The organism is Lachnospiraceae bacterium GAM79 (genome assembly GCA_020735665.1).
GTDB lineage: Bacteria > Bacillota > Clostridia > Lachnospirales > Lachnospiraceae > Coprococcus.
In genome coordinates, this window is sequence record CP085928.1 from 1,276,186 (window position 1) to 1,298,699 (window position 22,514).

A 22,514-nucleotide genomic window follows, 5' to 3' on the forward strand; every position below is an offset into this window, starting at 1 on the left:
ATAATATGTAATATCAGTTCTCATTTAATTGTCAACGCATCCCTCTTGCTGAACAACCAGATACGATCTTACATTACTGATCAAAGCAAGCTACTATCATATAAAGCAACAACGCACTTTTGATCGTCCCTCTTAATATGTATCGTGGTCGTCGTATTCGTTGTAGTCGTCGAGTTCATCGCGTTCATGATCCATGAACTCACGGCTGGAAACCTTCTTTTTGGTACGTTCATCTTCTACCATATTTGATAACATTTCCTTGACCTCTCTGGACTTCTTGATGTTCTTGATCTCGAAATCTCCCATTGTCTTATCTGCAGAACAGCATTTGATCGTTCCAAGTCCGCACATTCTCTGCCATAATTTGCGTTCCAATGAAACATCCATGATGCGATAAAGTCGTACTTCATCTTCTTTCACACTGAAGAACCCCGTACTGATAAATAACCGATCCTCTGATAATCTGTACTTTGTAAATGTCCATGGTAATCCGAAAAATATACGTTTGCGATCCTTCCATATAATCTCTGCCATTTCAAAACCTCCCATATTTTTATAAATATGTAAAAATACTAACACACCTCCCGCTAAAGTTCAACAAATGGATTTTATCATCCGGCTGTTTTCAGATTTCCGATTGCAACCTTTCCTCTTTTCCTGTAAACTAAAAGCATCATTTTATCGCGATCCGTTGTTTATGGCAGGGAGGTAAGAGCTGCATATGCTTAATATAGAAATTACTGAAACAAAAAACTTCGTTAAAAAGCTTTTGATGGAACCGGTCTTTGACACATTTTTGCTGGTGGAAGCCTATGTCCGTTCCGACGTTTCTTATACGATCGACGGCAGACTGAATCCATCTTTTTTTGATACGGAAGAACTGGAAGAAATGACCTCAAAGACTTATACGACATGGGGGGCTGTCAGACATCATATCTTCAATGTCATCAAGGGCAATAAACTCCCATTAAACTTCAAGATCGTGCTGATCTTATCGGACGCGAACATTAACCGGATCATTGAACAGAACCATCTGAATCTCACGACATCCGACATTGCAAATCTGTCTTTAAACATCTACTTTGACGGAGAAAAGATCTCACTTACAACGATGGCATCCATGAACATTTTCTCCATGGATAAAACACTTGCAAACATCTGGGATGCAAATGTATCTGCTTTTTTTAAACAGAATCAGATCTTTTAACCACCTGTTACAGCATTCATTTCTAAATAAACCATAAAATATTTGTGAATTATTAGCACTCAACGTATTTGAGTGCTAATTTTGTCTTGACTTCTATTTTTTTCTGATTTATGATATCTGTTAGTGATAACACAGAACAGATAGGGCAGATATTTCTCTCATTACACATATATATATTTGCGTATTCCGATTTGTTCTGACAACTGGAATAATATAGAATTTATATAAGGAGATGCATTTTTTATGAAAAAAGGAAGTTTATCAATTAACAGCGAAAACATTTTCCCTGTCATCAAGAAATGGCTGTATTCCGACCATGATATCTTTGTCAGGGAATTAATCTCAAACGGCTGTGATGCTGTAACAAAATTAAAGAAATTATCTCTGATGGGCGAATTTGACGAACCGGACGAGCCTTATCGTATCGATGTGATCGCAAGCCCGGACAACAAGACCTTACAGTTTATTGATAATGGTATCGGTATGACTGCTGAAGAAGTCGAAAAGTATATTAATCAGATTGCATTTTCCGGTGCTGCTGCTTTCCTTGAGCAGTACAAGGACAAGGCAACAGAGGAACAGATCATCGGTCATTTCGGACTCGGTTTCTACTCCGCATTCATGGTTGCCGATAAGGTAACGATCGAATCCCTTTCCTACAAACAGGACGCAGAACCTGTATATTGGGAATGTGAGAACGGAACGGACTTCTCCATGGATAAAGGCGACAAAGAAACCAGAGGTACTGTTATCACCCTGTATCTGAATGAAGACAGCTATGAATTTGCAAATGAATACCGTATCAAAGAAGTAATCGACAAATACTGCTCTTTCATGCCTGTAGAGATCTACTTTACAAATGCAGATGCCCCTGCAAAAGATGTAGAAGAAAAGGCAACCAAAGCTGAAGCATCAGAAGAAGCTACTGCTGAAACCGATAAAACAAAGGATGCTGCCGAAAAGAAAGAAAAAGAAGCACCAAAGCCTTTAAATACCACAACACCTCTCTGGACCAAGCATCCAAATGACTGTACAGACGATGAATACAAAGACTTCTATCATAAAGTATTCCATGATTACAAAGATCCATTGTTCTGGATCCACCTGAATATGGACTATCCATTTAACCTGAAAGGAATCCTGTACTTCCCTAAGATCAATACCCAGTATGATAATCTGGAAGGAACGATCAAGTTGTATAACAACCAGGTATTCGTAGCTGATAATATCAAAGAAGTTATCCCTGAATTCCTGATGCTGTTAAAAGGTACCATCGACTGTCCGGATCTTCCACTGAACGTATCCAGAAGTGCTCTGCAGAATGATGGATTTGTTAAGAAGATCTCCGATTACATCACAAAGAAGGTAGCCGATAAATTATCCGGTATGTATAAGGTTCACAGAGAAGATTATGAGAAATATTGGGATGACATCAACCCATTTATCAAATTCGGCTGCTTAAAGGATGAGAAATTCTTAGAGAAGATGAAAGACTTCTGTATCTACAAGAATCTGGAAGGCAAATACCTGACTCTGCCGGAATATCTGGAAGCCGGAAAAGAAAAATACGAAAACAAAGTCTTCTATGTTACGGATGAAGTTGCTCAGTCACAGTACATTAACATGTTCAAAGAGGAAGGCATGGATGCCCTGATCATGACACAGACGATTGACAGCCCATTTATCACGCTTCTGGAACAGAAAAATGAAAATGTACATTTCTACAGAATCGATGCAGATCTGTCCGATAATTTTGTAGATGAAGCATTATCCGAGGACACCGCAAAGGAATATACGGATAATCTCACTGAGACTTTCAAGAAGGCATTGGGCGTAGAAAACATCGCGATCAAGGTCGAAGCATTAAAGAATGAGAACCTGTCTTCTATGCTGACTCTGTCTGAAGAATCCAGACGTATGCAGGAAATGATGAAGATGTATGGTATGGCCGGCATGGGCATGGATCCATCTATGTTTGGCGGCAAAGGCGAAACACTGGTATTAAATGCCAACAATAATCTGGTCAAATATGTCCTTGACAACCCGGATGGCGAGAACACTCCTACCATCTGCTGTCAGTTATATGACTTGGCAGTCCTTGCAAACCGTCCATTATCTGCCGATGCCATGACCAAGTTCGTCGCAAGAAGCAACGAGATCTTAAGTATTCTGGCAAAATAAAACCTTGTAATTAAAATATATAACACGGGGATTGCCCCTATACAGACCATAAGCCCCATTATAATATGACATTTAGTGAAGGTTTCGTCGTGAAATGCATATTGCCAGTAAATACGAGCGCTTGTCTGAGCCAACGTTTAGTTGGCGAGTTAGCGCAGGAGTATTTACGAATCAGGCATATGCATTGAACAGAAACCGTAACGAGTCATTTATAATGGGGCTTATCGTCTGTATAGGGGCAATCCCTGTGTTTTGTATAATTATATGAAAGTATTATTTGGCCAAAATCTCAATTCCGTGCTCGGTCATAAGAAGGGTGTATTCCCACTGGGCAGATGGCTTGCCATCATCTGTACGGATCGTCCAGCCATCATCAGCATCCTGCCATACGTCAGGCACACCAAGATTGATCATCGGCTCGATCGTAAATGTCATGCTTGGAGCAATCACATAATCCTTGCCCGGCTGTCCGATATGGCTGACATACGGATCTTCATGGATATCAAGTCCCACACCATGTCCGCCGATCTCACGGACAACAGAATAGCCCTGCTCTTTGGCAAATGTATTGATCGCATATCCGATATCACCGATCGTTGAATATGGCTTACATACTTCTACTCCAAGATCCAGTGCTTTCTTGGTATCCTCTACCAGCTTCTTCCAGACCGGATCAACATCTCCGATCATGAACATACGGGATGAATCGCCAAAATATCCATTATATTTCGTTGTACAGTCAATGTTGACAATATCTCCATTTTTCAAGATTGTTTTCTCATCCGGTATACCATGACAGACAACATCGTTGATCGATATACAGACACTCTTCGGATATCCTTCATATCCAAGGCAGGCAGGTATTGCATTAATTGATTTCGTATATTCATAGATTCTTCGATCAAGCTCACCTGTAGATACTCCTTCTTTTACAAATGGAGTGATGAAATCAAGCACCTCTGTATTTACCTTGGATGCCACGCGGATTCCTTCGATCTGTTCCGGTGAACGCATCATTCTTCTCGTCGGGATCTTATATCCCTTTAGCTTCATTTCTTCCAGTTTGCTGTCGATGTTCAAATGGCAGGATTTGTATTTCTTTCCACTTCCGCACCAGCAGATATCATTTCTTCCTAGTTTCATTTTTCTACCAACCGTTTCTACTTTACGCCATAAATGTCATAATAAGCATCGATCGCAGCCTTTAACTTATCATCGATTATGACTTTTCCCTTATATTCTTTATTATATAAATGCTCTACAACCTCTGCCATTGTAACAATAGCAGTTGTCTGGATACCATATTCTTCCTGAATCTCTGTCAGTGCACTCTTCTTGCCCTGTCCACGCTCCATACGGTCAACAGAAACAACGAGTCCCATAACATCTACATCTCCCTGTGCCTTAATGATCGGCATAGTCTCCTGGATTGATGTTCCGGCTGTTGTTACATCTTCAATGATAACAACCTTATCACCATCTGAGATCGGGCTTCCGAGTAAGATCCCCTTATCTCCGTGATCCTTGATCTCTTTTCTGTTTGAGCAATATTTGATGTCTTCATCATACATTTCTGCAATTGACATGGTAGTTGCTACTGAAAGCGGAATTCCCTTGTATGCAGGTCCAAACAATACATCAAAATCAAGACCAAACGCACTGTTGATTGCTTCCGCATAGAACTCACCCAGTCTCTTTAACTGTGCCCCTGTTCTGTAAAATCCGGTATTTACAAAGAAAGGTGTTTTTCTTCCACTCTTTGTTGTAAAATCTCCAAATTTTAATACATTACAATCGATCATAAATTCAATGAATTCCTGTTTGTACTGTTCCATTTTTCTTTCATTCCTCCTTGATTTCAGACCATTTATGTACCCTTTAGTTAGGCATTTCGAACTCATTCTAGCACAAATGGTTTCGAAACACAAATGGTTAATTTTTTCTGTTCCATTTTGTATCTAATTGTTGTACAATAGCCAAAGGTCTATATTTTTCGACATACCTTTAGAACAATTCCGTCCTATATTACCATATTTACGAAAAAATATATACATTAGAAAGGAAATTTTATCAATATGAAGAAAAAAACAGCACTTTTTCTCTGTCTGATCCTGCTTATTTCCACTATCGGAACAGGATGCAGCAGCAAAAAAGACGCCATCCGATTCGGCGCGGCGGATATCGGCGGTATCTATTATACCTTTGCAAATGCTTATGCCGGTCTGGTCAACAACGATGCCCCTGATTACAGCATTGAAGCAAAGAAGACTGCCGGATCTGCGGCAAATCTACGACTGCTTGCCGACGGTTACATTGATCTCTGTATTGCACAAAATGATATGATTGACGACGCAGTAAATGGAACAGGCACATTTGCGGGGAAATCGATCAGTGGATATTCCGCTATCGCCTCTCTGTATCCGGAAGCCTGCCAGATCATTGTAAAAAAAGATTCAAACATCAAGTCTCTCGATGACCTGACCGGAAAAACCATAAGCATCGGAGCATCCGATTCCGGTACGGAACGAAATGCAAAACAGATCCTTGAGGTTGCCGGTCTGAATAACGATCTGGTCAAAACCACAAACCTTGACTATATCGATGCTGCCGAAAGCCTGGTTTCCGGTGAAATTGATGCTTTCTTTGTTACAGCAGGCATTCAGACCACGGTCATTGAAGAGCTGACAAGAACCTGTGATATCCGTTTGATCGGACTTAACGCCAGTTGTAAAAATAAGCTATTGTCTGCTTATTCGTATTACTCCGATTTTACCATTCCCGCAAATACCTATTCCGGTCAGACCGAGGATGTATCAACGGTCTGTGTGCAGGCTGTCATGCTTGCAGATAACGACTTATCGAAGGATACTGTAGAAGATCTTACGAGGCTGCTGTTTGAACATGCAAATGATCTGCAATATTCACTTTCGATCGATATGCAGTTAAATGAACAGGCAGCAACAAAGGGCATCACGATCCCATTTCACAAAGGGGCTGCTGCTTACTACAAAGAAAAAGGGATTACCGTTGATGTACGATAATTTCTGAACATAAGAAAGGGTAATTATGAAAATTCAATTAGATATGTATCAGACACTTGCGATTGCCGTCCTTGTGTTGATGCTTGGAACATTTTTGAAAAAAAGAATCTTCTTTCTGGAAAAATTCTGTATACCTTCTCCTGTTATAGGCGGACTCTTATTTGCAATTTTCACCTGCATCTGTTACAGTACGGGATTGGCAGAATTTTCCTTTGATGATACCCTACGGGAAGTCTGTATGGTATTCTTCTTTACCTCTGTAGGTTTTCAGGCAAATCTGAAGGTCTTAAAGAGCGGTGGCAAATCACTGGCGGTCTTTCTGGGACTTGTTATTGCTCTGATCGTACTTCAAAACCTACTCGCTGTCGGCATGTCCAGGATCCTTGGACTTGACCCTCTGATCGGTATGTGTACCGGATCAATCCCAATGGTCGGCGGACACGGAACCGCAGGTGCCTTCGGTCCGGTTCTGGAAGACTTTGACATATCCGGTGCAACCACAATCTGTACTGCAGCTGCAACCTTTGGTTTGATCGCCGGAAGTCTGATCGGCGGTCCACTCGGAAAACGATTGATTGAGAAGAAGAATCTGTTAGAAACGGTTGTGCCTGAAGATGACAGCCTTTTGATCGAAGAAGAAAAGAAACATGAACGTCATACAAATATGTATGCAGCCGCTGTTTTTCAATTGATCCTTGCAATAGGACTCGGAACGATATTCTCATGGTTACTGACAAAAACCGGGTTAACTTTTCCAATCTACATCGGTGCTATGATCGCAGCCGCACTGATTCGAAATATCGGTGAATATTCCGGTAAGTTCACGATTCATATGGGTGAGATCAACGACCTTGGCGGTATTGCTCTCTCCCTGTTCCTCGGTATTGCAATGATTACATTAAAACTATGGCAGCTTGCATCTCTCGCTCTTCCATTATTTATCCTGCTGACCAGTCAGGTTATTCTGATCTGTCTGTTCACATACTTTGTTGAATTCAACATCATGGGACGTGACTACGATGCTGCTGTTCTGGTTGCCGGAACCTGTGGTTTTGGAATGGGGGCAACACCAAATGCCATGGCAAATATGCAGGCGATCTGTGATAAATATTCGCCATCCGTAAAAGCCTATCTCCTGATTCCGCTTGTTGGCAGTTTATTTGCAGACTTTATCAACAGCCTTGTTATTACATTCTTCATTAACCTGTTATAAAAGGAGGATATTCTCATGTTCGGACATAGAAAAGATAAGAAAAAAGATTATAATCTGACTTACGACAATCTCGCAATTCCTGAAATTCATACGCAGTCAGACTCGGATTCGAATGACGCTGACGCTTCGAATCCTGTACATACAAAATCTTTCGAGGAGGAAGCGAACATCTCCTATGATGTGGCCATCCCGGAAGTTCATATCAGGAAGAAAAAATAAAAAACTCCCTACAGACAGCATATATATTTTATGTAGCAGACCTATCTGAACGTCGGTTCTTAACGAATCACTGTAAAGTGATGAGTTTAGCACCGCTACGTGATAACTGAGACCTTACCGAGGCTTAGCCGGGGTTAGTTCGAAGTTATACAGAGTAAGATAGAACGAAAGTGTTCTGCGAAATAAAGATATATATGTCGTCTACAGGGAGTCTTTTATTTATTCTTCTCTTTTCATATAGACCTGCTCGAAGGATTCGATATTCACAGGCTTGCTGTACAGATAGCCCTGAATATGGTTGCATCCCATTTCCTTCAGGTATTCTGCCTGTTTCTTGGTCTCTACTCCTTCCGCAATACATTCCACTCCAAGATCTGTGCACATCTCAACCAGATGTCTTAAAATCGTTCTGCTAGCTATATTCTTGTCTATATTATAAACCATACTCCGATCCAGCTTGATCACATCAAACTTCATAGAAGAAAGAATCGATACATTGGAATATTTTGTTCCAAAGTCATCCATGGCAATCCTGAAGCCTGCAGTATGCAGTTTATTTGCAATTCTGGTAACCATCTCATGTTCCATCTCACCAACAGACTCTGTAATCTCGATCTCGATCATATCCTTTGGGACTCCATAAGATTCAACAATCGCATTGATACGCTCCGGCATATCTTCTTCCAACAGAGATATTCTGGAAAAATTACAGGAGATCGGGATCAGATTATACCCTTCTTTTTTCCAACGTATAAGCATTTTACATACATTTTCAAGCACAAAAAGATCCATATACTTTATATTTCTGCTTTTTTCCAGACGATCGATCACATTTGCGAGGTTATCCGGTTTGGCATATCTCACCAGTGCTTCCGCACCATAACAATGATCATTCGAATAGTCCACCTTCGGCTGTAAATACACAAAGAACATTCCGTCTTCAATGTCTTTTTTTACAAGCTCTCTCGTTAATGTACTCCATTTATAAGAATGTTCATCCTTCTGATCGTACCACTTCTGTTTCTCCATATAGAGCATATCATACGCATGGTTTTCCATCCGCTTGATATCTTTCTCATAATCATCCCATACATATCCGATACATGCCGTAAAATCGCCAATCTTAATCTGACCTTTCAATGCACGAACCTGATCCAGAAAATCACACTGTGAAATATTCTCACAAATTACAGCAAAATCATCATCTCCAATCCGATAAATACAGGATTTCGGAAATACCTTATCTAACAGTCGGTAATAATCGATCATCAGATTATCAACAAAGAACTGTCCAAATTCATCATATATGTTACGCACTTCATTGATATCAATAATCACTATACCCACTGATTCCAGATTCTGTCTGCGGTTTATGTAATCCATATAGCAGATACGATTATATGCTCCCGTTATACGATCATGCGTTACTTCATAATTTCGTTCTTCTGCAAGTGCCCGGCTGACAATATCATTTCCAATATACAAGGATAAAAGATTCATAAGCTTCAGGTCGCCACTGTGAAGCTGCGGATTAAAGATAATGATCCTTCCAATAATCTCAGACTTATTGTCTTTGATCGGGACAGAATACATTGACCATATCCTGTTTTCCAAAAAAAACGAATACAGATCCGAAGTTTTGTATGGGTAGTCCGGAATATGATTAATGATCAGTGCACCTTTTTTGCTCGATATACTCTGCAGTTCCCTCCGGACAGTTTCTTTATAAAAGATCTCCAGTTTTTTCCCAAACGAATTACTATTTGCTGATTTCCATTCATGATATTCACATAACTTATTGGAATCACATTCCACCAGGCAAGCATGTTTTGCGCCATAGTATTCTCCAAGTGTTTCTAACAGTTTGCTGTAATTTAAGGAATGCTCTCCTCCTGTAGAAATCTGTGTAATACTGGATACCAACGCATCCTCAATATCATAACGGTTAGAAAGAACCTGTGTTACTTTATCGGCATCAGAAATATCAACAGCCATCTCCATACGACACTTTCTTCCATGCCAGTTTACAATCCTGTCTTTTAAAACATATTCTTTTCCGTTATTGAGATTCTTATGATGCGAGATAAAACTCTTCTCCGTTGATAACAGCTTATTCGTACAGAAGCTGCACGGAAGATCCATACCCTGAAGCACCTTATAACAATGCTTGTCAATATAAGAAGTATCATCTTCAGCCAGACCGACACCAAGCTTGGCTGCCTTATTCATATATTGCAGCTTATAAGAATTCATCTCCGTTACATATACAACATCCGAGATATCATCCAACAGATAATCCTCTTCATCCGAATAACTGCTGAACTTGGAATTTAATACCGGTTTAGCTTCATCCATCTTCTCACAAAAAAGCATACAGCGGTCTTTGCCCTGCCGTTTGGAATAATATAACGCCTGATCCGCTTTATAATATAAAGAATCGAATTTCAACGACTTTGATATAGTATCAACTGCAATACCGATCGATGCCGAGTGCTCCGCCTTACATTTAATCGCACGAATTCCTTTATTAAGTGTCTTCGCAACCATGTATGCCGTATCTTCATCGACTACATCCGGAATAAACATAGAAAATTCATCTCCGCCGAGACGACCACTAAATCCACCATATGTATTTGCAACACTTTCCAGAACAACTGCTGTGTCACACAACAAATCATCCCCGGCATAATGTCCCAGTGCATCATTTACTAATTTAAAATCATCCAGATCGATCATATAGAGTGCACACAGCGTCTCATCAAATTCCGCAAGGAACCTGGATACTTTAGACACAAAGGTGCTATGATTATAAACCCCTGTAAGAGAATCTCGTTCCGCACGTAGAATCAATTCCTGACTCTGCAGCTTCTCTTCATGAATCGAATACAATTTACCTACAATCTTTTTTACCACACCATTTGTATCAGCAACGCTGACAAGCGTTGCACGATGCCAGAGATACATACCATTACCGATAAAATCGACCCTGATTTCAACGGTTTCGGTATCCTTAACAGCTGTCAATTCAGCCAATACATCTGATACCGTTTTTTTGTCTTCCGAATAGATCAACTGACACTGAGCAAGGTTTGCAGCAAAATCTTTATCATCAAAAACAGTTATGGTTCTGCCGTCCATATACTTAGATATAACCATGCTGTCATCTTCTACCGTATAGGAAAACAAGAGTTCATCACTTCCCTGCGCCACTAACTTCAGCATCTCGGTCTGTGCACTCTTTTCCAGTTCTTCTTTCTTTTTATCCGTAATATCTACACAGACAGCGCATATGGAAAAAACGCTTTTTCTTGCCGCAAGAAGCGACAGGCATACCTGCACCCAATAATATGATTCCGGATTATTTTTATTAATAAAGCGATATTCACCAATTGTCATCTTATTTGACAACAAGGTCTCCTTAATCTGTCGTTTCAGTTCTTTCCGATCTTCTTCAAATGCCAGATTGATATATTCATTTCCTTCTGTACCAAGCTGACCTTTTTTCAGGTCGAACATCTTATAAAAGCTCTCACTGATATATTCTACTGTGATCTTCTTATTTCCGATATCAAATACTCCGACACCGCCCGCCAGATTATTGAGAATAGACTCCAGCATACGGTTCTTATCCGCTAATTCCATATTTAGTTCAGAATTGATATCGGTCAGATTTTCAAGCTGCTTCGACAACTTCTTGGTATTTGTTATATCTGTAATAAGGATCTCCCCGCACATTTCTCCTTCTTCCGACTGAAATGCCCTCCCAAAACAAAATACATATATAATTTCACCATTTTTCTTTTTTAACCGATGTCCCAGATATGCTTCTCCCCGGCTCGACATCTTTGCATAGATGATCTTTGTATAATCCTCCCAATCTTCATCCAGCATAATATCCTTTACATAAAGCTGTAAGCGCTCTACATCTTCCGCGGAATAACCAAGGATCTGTTCAAATCCCTCATCTACCTTTAGAATCTTCATATCTCTGATACGTGCCTGATATCTGGAATATATAATTTCTTCAAATTGTTTTTCCATAACCAACTAACTGCCTCCCCAATACATCCTATAAAGCAGACAACCCAATATCTTTTATTTTACACACCCAATCAACTCATTTATATCATCAATCTGATTCTCGATCAGATACTTCTCAATTCCATCTGTAATCTCCACTGTTGCATATGGATTATTGAAGTTTGCTGTGCCAACTGCAATTGCCGATGCACCTGCCATGATCATTTCGAGAGCATCCTCAGTCGTAGCGATACCGCCCATGCCTATGATCGGAAGCTTGACAGCATTTGCGACCTGATACACCATCCGTACTGCGATCGGATGGATCGCGGGACCTGATACACCGGCAGTCTTATTCTTTACAGCAAATGTACGACGCTTAACATCAATCTTCATGCCTGTAAGTGTATTAATAAGTGACAGCGCATCTGCTCCGCCTGCTTCCGCAGCTCTTGCCATCTCTGTAATATCTGTAACATTCGGACTGAGCTTCATGATCACCGGCTGCTTTGCAACCTTCTTTACTGCCTGTGTTATATCATAAAGAGCTTCCGGCTTCTGACCAAATGCAATTCCTCCCTCTTTTACATTCGGGCAGGATACATTCATCTCAAGCATATCAATATCTGTATCTGCCAGCCGTTCTACGACATCTATATAATCTTCCTTTGACTTTCCGCATACATTTACGATCACTTTTGTATCATATTTTGCAAGGAACGGAAGATCCCTTTTTATAAAAGTATCAATACCCGGATTTTGAAGTCCGATGGCATTCATCATTCCGCCATATGTCTCTGCAATTCTGGGTGTCGGATTGCCCGGCCACGGAACATTTGCCACACCCTTTGTCGTAACTGCTCCCAGACGGTTCAGATCGACAAATTCCGAATACTCCATACCTGAACCAAATGTACCGGATGCAACTGTAATTGGATTCTTCCATTCTACTCCTGCGATGTTTACCGCCATATTTACTTTACTCATTACAGTTCCACCTCCTCAGCATAAAAGACAGGACCATCTGCACAGATCCTTGCATTGTGTACCTTTGAATGCTCGTCCACATTCTTTGTCTGACAGACACAGGCAAGACAGGCACCTACACCACATGCCATCTTTTCTTCCAATGAAATCTCACAACGGATATTCTGCTCTGCCGCATACTGTTTGATTCCACGAAGCATCGGAGTCGGGCCACAGGCATATATGATATCACCGGTTACCGCACATGCTTTGATCGCATCTATTACGTTTCCCTTTGTTCCATGCATTCCATCTTCGGAAGACAGATACACGGTACCATATGGTTCAAATTCTTCATTTAAGAAAAGCTCATCCCGGTATCCAAGTACGATGGACTTCTCACAGTCCAGCTCCTTTGCAAGCTGCAGCATCGGCGGAATACCGATTCCACCACCGATCAGAATTGCTTTTCCGGACTCCTTCATAAAGCCATTTCCAAGCGGACCAAGAATATCCACCATATCTCCTGCCTGTAATTTTGAGAACTCATTTGTTCCCTTTCCTGCGATACGATATACCAGACGAAGCGTACCTGCTTCTTTATCAATTCCACATAAACTGATCGGTCTTGGAAGCATACGGCTTCCATCCTTTGAATATACAGAAACAAACTGACCTGCAACCGCCTGCGATGCAATCTCTCCTGCTTTCAGGATCAGACTGTATATATCTGTTGCTATACAGGTCTGGCTCACAACCTCTGCTGTTATCTTTACTTTACCCATGTATCTATGTCCTCCCGTGATCTCTTCCATATGATCTGTACGCCTCCACTATCACCACACATCGTGTACTGCATACTGTTTTTCTGATAAATCCGATATTTATAATACGCTGTTGATATCTTCGATCATATCAACAACTGCCTGACGGGAAGCATCTGCATAATTTGCTTCGCCAAATGAAGCATATTTCTCCTGCTTGTATGCTGCAATGATTCCTCTGGATGAATTTACGATCGCACCAAGTCCGTCTTCATTGAAATAATGTACCAGATCAGCAGCCTTACCGCCCTGTGCTCCGTAGCCCGGAACAAGAATAAATGACTTCGGCATGATCTTACGAAGTACCTTACCCATCTCTGGATACGTTGCTCCTACAACAGCACCGACACTGCTGTAACCGCTCTCACCGATCGTATCTTTGCCCCATTCATTAACCATAGCGCCAACCAGCTCATATAACGGCTTGCCATCGATCAGACGATCCTGGAATTCACCGGATGAAGGATTTGATGTCTTGACCAGTACAAAGATTCCCTTCTTCTCTTCCTTACATACATCTACAAAAGGCTTGATTCCATCGGTACCAAGATATGGATTTACAGTTGCAAAATCTTCACCAAATACGGAATATGTCTTACTTCCGACCGCAACCTTTCCAAGATGTCCGACTGCATATGCTGCAGATGTTGATCCGATATCGCCTCTTTTAATATCTGCGATCACAACCAGATCCTTTGACTTACAATAATCAACCGTCTTCTGGAATACCTTTAAACCCTCGATACCAAACTGCTCATACATAGCAATCTGCGGCTTAACAGCAGGGATCAGATCATGAACTGCGTCCACAATACCCTTATTGTACTGCCAGATGGCTTCCGCTGCACCCTCTAAAGTCTCACCATATTCATCAAATGCTGTCTTCTTTATATATTCCGGCACATAGGAAAGCATCGGATCCAGTCCAACAACGATCGGTGCCTTTGTCTCTTTGATTTTTTTTACTAATTTGTCTATCATGTCTTTTCTCCCTTATATATAAAAATTTATTGTTCACAAAAATAGCTTCCAAGTATCTTAAATGTCTCTGTTTCATTTATCAACTGGAATACAAGTGCCTGGATCTCTTTCTGAAGCAGGTTGCCGTTTAACTCGATATAAAACCGATAATTCCATTCTCCTCCACGGAACGGCACCGAATGGATCTCGGTCAGATTCACGCCATAATCGGATATCATCGATAACACACTCGCCAGACTTCCGCTCTTATTCTTACAGACAAAGACGATCTTTAACCGGTTATGCTCCGGCAGAACTACCAGTTGTTTCCCGAATGTAACGACCTTCTTCCGGTGTCCCTCGTCCAATACCTCATCGCACCTGTAAATATAGAAATCATTCATGGTAAGTGCCTCATGCAGCGAATCCGACACACCATAGCTGATATCCTCAAATATACCCATTCCGGCATCTGCTTCATCCTTCCGGATCAGCTCCATGACCTGTTCATAATCACTGACTGTATTTACCAGATCTCTGGAATAGCCCTGACATATGTAAAGTTCATGCTTCAGCATGGCAAGCTTCTTTACCTTCGGTTCCTCCGTCACAAACGATACATCCAGACAATTACGAAGTTCTAATGTTCTCCCATACTGATACTTTCTGCTGACCTCCATAATACGCTTGATCAATGCCGTATATTCTTTCTTTATGCTGTCGTCTACATCCCCGGTCAGCTTCGTTATGATCGCTTCTTCCCGATCCGGCTTATATATAGCATCCTCTGATTCTGCCTTTACCCTTGCGACCTGATCTGCAAGTATCATTCGTTCCTTAAACAGCACCTTGATCTGCTTATCAACCACGTCGATCTGCTTTCTAACTTCCTCTAATGTCATTTCTCCGGCTCCTTTTGGCATAACATATATTCATTAATATATCATTTTTTCAGCATGAAGTAAACCGCTGCACACGGAAATGGTCGAAGTCCTGCGTCAGTTTTTCAAAACGGGACAAATAGCAGAGCGACAAATGCTGCAACTAACAGCACTCCCAAAAGTACTCCACAAATGATCTTCCATTTCGTATTCTTAGACAGAATCATACATATTAGAACAATCAACACTCCTGCCATATCGATCCCGACATCTATCATTTTTCCGCTCCTGCCCGGAACCAATAACTGATGCATCTCGTCCGAACATGCATATAATAACGAAATTAAGACAGCTATGCTTCTGTTATAAAATCTGCTCTGGCTCATGGATATCTTCACCGTTGCCAGATATGAAAGTAAGAACAGGATCGCATATTCTGTCATATGTGCAGCCTTTCTTATAACAAGCTCCAGAATATCCTGTAGATTCTGCATCTCCTGTGGTGAATCCTGCCGTACCTTTTCCAAGAGATCAGTTATAAACAAACTGATCTTCCCACTCTGTCCGGAGGATTCCTGTCCGGTCTTTCCTGACATATAGAATATAAATATCATCCATATGATAACCGGAATCAGATACAGGAAACGTTTTTTACTGTCTGCTGTATTGTGTTTTCTTTTTGCTGATGATGCCATGCTGTTTGCAGATCTGTCTGTATTTTTATTTGCTTTTCTATTTGTTGTTCTTGGTCCGCCTGAATTTTTATCTTTGTTTATATTTGTGGATTTTACTTTATTTGTTGAATAATTCTTCTGCATCTCTGTCCGAATCCTTTTCTGATCTGTTTATTTTACTCATTCTTTATTCTTTTACCTTACTGTTCTTTCATTTTGCCATTTCTTCTCCCGTGTTTTTCTGAAATAATTTACTCTGGTCAAATTATCCAAAAAATAATATTCAGACATCCCGCATACCTTTATAATAGCTGCTTTTTTTCAGCAGATTTCACATTGTCGAAAACTGGCGGATTTGATAAAATTTCAAAAGAGCGTAACTTGTACTCTATTGTACTACAAAAAGAAGATTTTTGCTCACAAAAACAAAAATGGGAGGACATTACATGTTTAAAAACAATTCAAAAAGAAAGAGACTTTCAGATCTCCTTATTCCCGGCATTATATTCGCAGTCATTGGTACTGTATTTGCCTTTCAGGGGATTCGTGATTACAACAATCTGAACGGCGATCTTCTCAATCTAAATACTGCATCAGTAAGCGATCTGGCTGATGGCAAATATGTAGAGATCAATGTTGAATATGCCAATTATTCATTCTGTGAAAATGTCGAAACTACCAATTACGTATTCAAAAGAACTACAGAACAATATTATCTGATCAATGCACTTGAAAATAATGATTACTATCTCGGACTGAATGTCGCAGAATCGAAGAAAGATGATCTCGAAAAATTATCGGACTATACCTGGTATCATTCAGATACCAATCCGGGACCATTGCACTATACCGGAAAGCTATGCAAATCAAACAATGAAATCATGGGGTATATGAGAGATTTTGTCTATGATATGTATGCATCCTCTTATGACATCACCCTTACCTCTGAAGACAAAACACTATTGGATTCCTATATACAGCCATACTACATCAAGGTCATGACAAAAGAAGGATGCCGCACGTCTATTATCATAGGACTTGTATTCTTTGTCATTGGAATCCTGCTCGCCGTATTTGCTTTCATCAGACATAAAAATATGGTCTATACACCAGAAATTCCATCAGCACCTTATCCGGATGCATATGGTGATCCAAATACTCCTAATATGAATACCGGTATAAATTATACAGATTCCGGCGTACAAAATCCGGGTATGAACTATACTGGTTCCGTTGCACAGAATCCGGGTATGAATGATACATACAGCCCTTATAATGGAACAATGCAGTACGGTGATCAGGCATATGCAAATACAAATCCTGAAACATCTGAGCCAACCACTCCATTCTCAAACACAGATGGCACAAATACAGATACTGCAAGTGGCTTAGATCCTAACACCTTTAACGGCAATGGTAATTCATCTTTTAAATTAAAAGATGAATCAATATTATAAATATAATCTCTATATTTAAAAGAAAAATTCAATAGAAAATTAATATCGAACGAACTTCTAAAAGAGGTTGATTCCGTATAATAAAAAATCCGACTGTCAAAAAATTCTGACAACCGGATTTTTTATTAGAGTGTATTATATATTTACTTCATAATTATTTTGCCGTGCCATTTCTCATGCACGCTCATTCATAGAATGATTAACCGAAGTATCTCTTTAAGAGACCTTCAAATGCCTTTCCATGTCTTGCCTCATCTCTTGCCATCTCATGAACAGTGTCATGGATTGCATCCAGATTCAGTGCCTTTGCACGTTTTGCAAGATCTGTCTTACCGGCAGTTGCACCATGCTCTGCTTCTACTCTCATCTCAAGGTTCTTCTTTGTTGAATCTGTAACTACTTCACCAAGAAGCTCTGCAAACTTAGCTGCATGCTCTGCTTCTTCATAAGCTGCTTTCTCCCAGTAATTACCAATCTCAGGATAGCCTTCTCTGAATGCTACACGAGCCATTGCAAGGTACATACCAACTTCTGAACATTCGCCCTGGAAGTTTGCTCTTAAATCTTCCATAATATCTTCCGGTGCACCCTGTGCTACACCTACAACATGCTCAGATGCCCATGTCTTATCATCACTCTGTTTGATGAACTTCTCAGCAGGTGCCTTACATACAGGGCACTGTGCAGGAGCTTCTTCTCCTTCATATACATATCCACATACACTACATACAAACTTTGCCATAATTAAAATCTCCTTTGCTTTTTTCTATTATTTATTCTTATTGAGAAACGTTATCAATTTCTATAATTCTATTTTACACACTTTTTGATAAATGTCAATAGTTATTAGGAATGATTCTCAATTATTTTTTTAATCAACCTTTGTTCCGGCTATCCTTATTCTGTAAGATGCTGTTTATCTGTGTTCTCCAAGGAAGAACAATGCCAGTGTTCCCGGACCCGAATGTGCTCCGATCACTGGACCGACATAGGATATCGTGATCCTGTCATTGCCGAATCTCTCTTTAATAATAGAAGCAAGTTTCTCTGCATCTTCTATACAATCACCATGACTGATAAAAATATCCTGGTCTTCCGGATGTACCGCCAGCTTCTCCATCCGATTTACAAGTTCTGTGATTGCTGCTTTCCGTCCTCTGACCTTACTTACATTGATCAGATGTCCCTCGTCGTCCACATGCAGGATTGGCTTGATCGACAGCATCGTTCCAACCGTTGCTGTCACACCTGATATACGGCCTCCTCTTTTTAAAAAGAAAAGATCGTCTACTGTAAACCAATGGCATAGCTTTAACTTGATATCTTCTATATACTGTGCATTCTCCTCCAGACTTTTTCCTGCATCTTTTGCCTGACATGCTTTGTATACCAAAAGTCCCTGTCCCATAGATGCCGCAAGGGTATCAACACTGATCATCTTTCGTTCCGGATACTCCTCCATTAATTCCTGACCGGCCATATACACGGTCTGATAAGTAGAACTAAGTCCGGATGAAAAGCCCAGATATAAGATATCTTTCTTCTGATTAAATAAAGCTTCTATCGCCTCCGATGCCTGCGAGATATTCGCTGCAGAAGTCTTGATATTTGCCCCATTCCTTAATTTGCTATATACTTTCCCAATATCTGCCTGATCATTATGAAAGCTTCCCTCCCCCTCAACAATAAAATCAAGCTGTAAGATCTCCAGTTGATATTTCTTCACGATATCATCCGGCAGATCACAGGATGAATCTGTCAATATAACATAATCATTCATTTTAACATCCTCCATTACCTTTTTATGGCAAATATGGTTTTTAAAACCACATGATATATTTTACCAAATCGCTATGTAAAGTATACCACACCTTATAAACAGGTACAACAAAAAGGTGCTGACATATAATCTCTTCTGATATATATATCAACACCTTTTCATTAATTCTATATTTTAATTATCTGTATGTTACCATTAAAGACTCTGTAAGTCCTGTACTCTTCTGATACATAGTAACGAACACATCTGCATATTTCTTGTTCAATGTGATTTTCTTGGAAAAACTGGATTTATTTACATCGTAATGTTTACTCTTACCATTATATACACTTACTGATTTAATCGTCCAACCCTTTTTAGCCTTTATGTTCAGTGCCTTCTTTGATACTTTTTTTGAAATGTAGATATAATCATTTTTCGCAAATTTCGAAGTATATTTCTTGCTTCCAATCTTGATTGAACTTACAGGATTGGTATATTTCTTTACAGTAAAAGTTGTTTTAAGTTTAACACCTTTTACTGTACAGGTAATTGTTGCCTTACCGGCTTTCTTTCCGTATTCTACACGAATATATCCGTCTTTTGCCGATACCTTCATATCTTTGTTTGAACATTTTAACTTTTTGATCTGAGATGCCTTTGTACATCCCATGATACTGATAACACCGGATACCTGAGTTACACGTCCCGGCTTATAGGAAACGACTCTTTCACTATACGGGTTAATATACACAGTCTTACTGGTTGCAGCGCTTACATCCTTCATGCTTGTTGCAGGTACCGCTAATAATGTGAATACCATTGCAAGGGCTAAAAATGCAGCTAATAATCTCTTTGTTGCTTTTTTCATTTTTTTACTACCTCCATAAAATCATCTTTTATCCGGCGGCATTCTGACCTCTCATCTGTATGCCCCAAATTTAGTTTTATTTTATACTATTTCCCATTTTTTTACAATAGGAGCAACGCATTTTAATCCTAAATTAATGTACCTTATTCATCTTCTCCATACCATTTAAAGAAACGTTTTGCATACTTCTCTGCCTTGTTTCTTGAGAAGTTAAATCCACGGATCGCACCTTTTTCTTTATAGGTATCCCGAATTCCATTAAAATACCATTCCATTCTGTCATACGAGAAGCCCTTGATATCCTTATAATTATTATATTTGTTATAATAATCGTCATATTGGTAGTTATCGTACTCGTAGTAATCATCATCCTGTCCCGTCATATAGTTATCTACAATGAACTCATATACTTCTTCCGCTCCATCTGCACCAAGTGACGTCACATACCGGAAATCCACATCCTTTGGATCCTGATTTTCCAGATTATATCTGGCAACCAGATAAGCCGGTCGAAGGAATGATACGATGATATATACAGTAACGATCACAAACATCGAATAACGCACCAGTGGAAAACGGTCAGCATAGATTCTGACGATCATGCCTGCAAGCACCACAGCAAGAACAGCCAGTGCTGCAAATACCAGAATCCTCATATAAGTAAGATCATATGCTTTGATATACATTGTCATACGAAGTGCCGAAGATGCGATCATCACGTAGGTACAAGCCGACATAATAGTCAGTACGATATTAAGCACCGTACTTTTACTGAAAATTGCATGACAGATCAATACCAGTATCACATTCAGCACCGATACGAACATAAGCTGGAAGAATCCCTGTCTGGCATATTCCGCATAAGTCATATCATCCGGCAGTGACATATTATTTGTAAACAGATATAGGATCTGGATCACTGAAAACAACAGATACACCAGGGTAAGAAGCCCCATTGCCGTGATCGCAATGATAGGTTCATGTGTTCCTTCTTTTGTCTGTCTGTGATGTCTGCTTCCAAACGGTGCTGACACAATGATACCATATGTAAATAATAACGCCGCAAATGCAAATACAAGAAACCAGATTGCATCCCATGACAGGAAAATATTTCCAAGTAATGTTTCAACTGCATCTCCAAAGATCTGATCTGCACTGGAAAGCAGGCTAATCATTACGAACAGCAACGGAATCGCAACGACAACACCGATCAGAATATAGACAAATTTCGCACGTTTTCTTGCATTTTCATGTTCTCTGTTATATTGTCTGTAGTCTGAGAAAAAACGGTCAAAACAGGTAAACGGCTCTGCCATCTTCTCGATAACCGTAAGACCATATTCCACAAATCCCATGTTTTTAAGATCATCAAAATACCGGAGAAGCCCTGCACACACAAGGAATAAAATGCAAAGATGATCCAAAACTATCAAAAATGAATCATCGGTCCTGCAAACTGATACCCCAAGCAAAAGGATACCTGCATAATGCGGAATCAGCTTCGTCTGCTTTCCCAAAAGTTTCCCAAAAGATAACGATTCTCCGTCATTTACCGGCAGATTCTTCTCATGGCGCATGATACTGAAGCTCATAAACAAAACGGTCATAACCGCCATGAATACAGCACAGATACTTGCATAATTTCGATACATCAGCACACTGTAGATCATGGCATAACCAAACGCAAAACCGCCAAAAATCTCAAACCGTTCGGGCGATACCCCCGGTCTTGATCTTCTCAGCTTATAATCGTAATTTGACTGCCATCCAAAATTTGGCGGTGTGTTAAAATTCTGCTGTCCTCCAAAGTTTGGCGGCACGTTATTATAATTCTGTTGTTCACCGAAGTTTGGCGGCACGTTATTATAATTCTGCTGTCCTCCAAAGTTTGGCGGCACGTTATTATAATTCTGTTGTTCACCGAAGTTTGGCGGCACGTTATTATAATTCTGTTGTTCACCGAAGTTTGGCGGCACGTTATTATAATTTGGCTGTCCGTCATAATTCGGTGGTGTTCCATTTATATCCATATTAAGTTACCTCCCATTCCATCCTGTAACAAAAAATCCTACATCCATAGTTTCATGTTACCTGTTTTTTGTCAAGTGAATATTTCTTAACAACCGATTCTCTTTTTAATAACCAACTCTCTTCGCCAATCCTACTGTCTGAGATCTGTGTACATACCAAACAATAAAAAGATACAGATCATTAATCGATATAATAAAATATCCCCGAGTA

Annotated in this window: 19 protein-coding genes; 6 read left to right on the plus strand and 13 right to left on the minus strand. The window is 40.0% G+C overall.

Features of this window, described 5'->3' with window-relative positions; translation table 11 throughout:
- Positions 1-132 precede the first annotated feature (132 nt).
- A complete protein-coding gene (locus tag LK416_05740; protein UEA75680.1) occupies positions 133-534 on the minus strand; it encodes a PH domain-containing protein in 402 nt (133 codons plus the stop codon).
- Positions 535-721: 187 nt separating this feature from the next.
- Between LK416_05740 and LK416_05745 the strand changes: the two genes are divergently transcribed.
- Both LK416_05745 and htpG read left to right on the plus strand, forming a co-directional pair.
- Positions 722-1,207: a DUF5721 family protein gene (locus tag LK416_05745; protein UEA75681.1), complete on the plus strand. Its 486-nt coding sequence runs from the start codon at positions 722-724 to the stop codon at positions 1,205-1,207.
- Positions 1,208-1,450: 243 nt separating this feature from the next.
- Positions 1,451-3,388, plus strand: coding sequence for a molecular chaperone HtpG (gene htpG / locus LK416_05750; GenBank protein UEA75682.1), 1,938 nt, complete (start codon positions 1,451-1,453; stop codon positions 3,386-3,388).
- Positions 3,389-3,661: 273 nt separating this feature from the next.
- Here htpG and LK416_05755 read toward each other — a convergent pair whose 3' ends face one another.
- Both LK416_05755 and pyrE read right to left on the minus strand, forming a co-directional pair.
- On the minus strand, positions 3,662-4,531 hold the full coding sequence (locus LK416_05755) for a methionyl aminopeptidase (protein UEA75683.1): 870 nt from the start codon (positions 4,529-4,531) through the stop codon (positions 3,662-3,664).
- A gap of 17 nt (positions 4,532-4,548) precedes the next feature.
- A complete protein-coding gene (pyrE, locus tag LK416_05760) occupies positions 4,549-5,223 on the minus strand; it encodes an orotate phosphoribosyltransferase (GenBank protein UEA75684.1) in 675 nt (224 codons plus the stop codon).
- 240 nt (positions 5,224-5,463) lie between these two features.
- Here pyrE and LK416_05765 point away from each other — a divergent pair, with 240 nt between their 5' ends.
- Genes LK416_05765 through LK416_05775 form a run of 3 tightly spaced genes read left to right on the plus strand, consistent with a single transcriptional unit; the run spans position 5,464 to position 7,861 of the window.
- The gene (locus LK416_05765; protein UEA75685.1) at positions 5,464-6,429 is read left to right on the plus strand and encodes a TAXI family TRAP transporter solute-binding subunit; all 966 of its coding nucleotides are present in this window, start codon (positions 5,464-5,466) and stop codon (positions 6,427-6,429) included.
- A gap of 25 nt (positions 6,430-6,454) precedes the next feature.
- Positions 6,455-7,642: a sodium/glutamate symporter gene (gene gltS / locus LK416_05770; GenBank protein UEA75686.1), complete on the plus strand. Its 1,188-nt coding sequence runs from the start codon at positions 6,455-6,457 to the stop codon at positions 7,640-7,642.
- A 15-nt stretch (positions 7,643-7,657) separates the two neighbouring features.
- Positions 7,658-7,861, plus strand: a complete 204-nt coding sequence (locus LK416_05775) for a hypothetical protein (protein UEA75687.1) — start codon at positions 7,658-7,660, stop codon at positions 7,859-7,861.
- A gap of 219 nt (positions 7,862-8,080) precedes the next feature.
- Here LK416_05775 and LK416_05780 read toward each other — a convergent pair whose 3' ends face one another.
- From LK416_05780 to LK416_05805, 6 genes are all read right to left on the minus strand, one after another.
- Positions 8,081-11,902: an EAL domain-containing protein gene (locus tag LK416_05780; GenBank protein UEA75688.1), complete on the minus strand. Its 3,822-nt coding sequence runs from the start codon at positions 11,900-11,902 to the stop codon at positions 8,081-8,083.
- A gap of 54 nt (positions 11,903-11,956) precedes the next feature.
- Positions 11,957-12,868, minus strand: coding sequence for a dihydroorotate dehydrogenase (locus LK416_05785; GenBank protein UEA75689.1), 912 nt, complete (start codon positions 12,866-12,868; stop codon positions 11,957-11,959).
- Complete coding sequence (locus LK416_05790) at positions 12,868-13,632, minus strand: dihydroorotate dehydrogenase electron transfer subunit (GenBank protein ID UEA75690.1); 765 nt, start codon at positions 13,630-13,632, stop codon at positions 12,868-12,870. Before LK416_05790 ends, LK416_05785 begins: the two co-directional genes overlap by 1 nt.
- A gap of 99 nt (positions 13,633-13,731) precedes the next feature.
- Entirely contained in the window at positions 13,732-14,652 is a 921-nt protein-coding gene (gene pyrF / locus LK416_05795; protein ID UEA75691.1) for an orotidine-5'-phosphate decarboxylase, read from the minus strand.
- A 26-nt stretch (positions 14,653-14,678) separates the two neighbouring features.
- Complete coding sequence (locus LK416_05800; protein UEA75692.1) at positions 14,679-15,533, minus strand: chorismate mutase; 855 nt, start codon at positions 15,531-15,533, stop codon at positions 14,679-14,681.
- 104 nt (positions 15,534-15,637) lie between these two features.
- A complete protein-coding gene (locus LK416_05805) occupies positions 15,638-16,330 on the minus strand; it encodes a VanZ family protein (protein UEA75693.1) in 693 nt (230 codons plus the stop codon).
- 302 nt (positions 16,331-16,632) lie between these two features.
- Here LK416_05805 and LK416_05810 point away from each other — a divergent pair, with 302 nt between their 5' ends.
- A complete protein-coding gene (locus LK416_05810) occupies positions 16,633-17,643 on the plus strand; it encodes a hypothetical protein (GenBank protein ID UEA75694.1) in 1,011 nt (336 codons plus the stop codon).
- 199 nt (positions 17,644-17,842) lie between these two features.
- On the opposite strand, the gene LK416_05815 is transcribed toward LK416_05810, so the two are convergent.
- From LK416_05815 to LK416_05830, 4 genes are all read right to left on the minus strand, one after another.
- Positions 17,843-18,385: an NADH peroxidase gene (locus tag LK416_05815; GenBank protein UEA75695.1), complete on the minus strand. Its 543-nt coding sequence runs from the start codon at positions 18,383-18,385 to the stop codon at positions 17,843-17,845.
- A gap of 174 nt (positions 18,386-18,559) precedes the next feature.
- Complete coding sequence (locus tag LK416_05820; protein UEA75696.1) at positions 18,560-19,423, minus strand: DegV family protein; 864 nt, start codon at positions 19,421-19,423, stop codon at positions 18,560-18,562.
- Positions 19,424-19,601: 178 nt separating this feature from the next.
- Positions 19,602-20,273, minus strand: coding sequence for a hypothetical protein (locus LK416_05825; protein ID UEA75697.1), 672 nt, complete (start codon positions 20,271-20,273; stop codon positions 19,602-19,604).
- 143 nt (positions 20,274-20,416) lie between these two features.
- On the minus strand, positions 20,417-22,303 hold the full coding sequence (locus LK416_05830; protein ID UEA75698.1) for a DUF4173 domain-containing protein: 1,887 nt from the start codon (positions 22,301-22,303) through the stop codon (positions 20,417-20,419).
- Positions 22,304-22,514: the final 211 nt, after the last annotated feature.